This is a genomic window from Paenibacillus oleatilyticus (assembly GCF_018998565.1).
Lineage (GTDB): Bacteria > Bacillota > Bacilli > Paenibacillales > NBRC-103111 > Paenibacillus_G > Paenibacillus_G oleatilyticus.
The window spans coordinates 1-317 of record NZ_JAHNZO010000212.1; the positions used below are offsets into that span (position 1 = coordinate 1).

Sequence of the window (317 nt, forward strand, 5' to 3'; positions counted from 1 at the left end):
GGGCAGGGCGCGGGGCGACAGATGTTCGCTGTCTCCCAGCGTCCAGTAGACCTCGTCGCTCAGCAGCCACAGATCGTGGCGACGGCAGATATCGGCGATGTCTTCCAGCGACTCTCTCGTGTAGACCGCGCCGGTCGGGTTGTTGGGTGTGTTGAGCAGCATGGCCCGCGTGTTCGGCCGCACTGCGGCCTTGATCGCCCTGGCGTCCGGCTGGAAGCTATCGGTGGCGCGGGTTTCGACGACCGTGAAATCGGCGCCGGCGGCGCGGAACGTGCCGGGGTAGGTGGCATAGTAGGGCGCCACGACGATGGCATGGT

General features: G+C 66.9%; 1 protein-coding gene. It reads right to left on the bottom strand.

Going from position 1 to position 317, the window contains the following annotated elements:
* The coding region (locus KQX66_RS37025; protein WP_216798467.1) for an aminotransferase class I/II-fold pyridoxal phosphate-dependent enzyme at nucleotides 1-317 on the bottom strand (317 nt) is incomplete at both ends.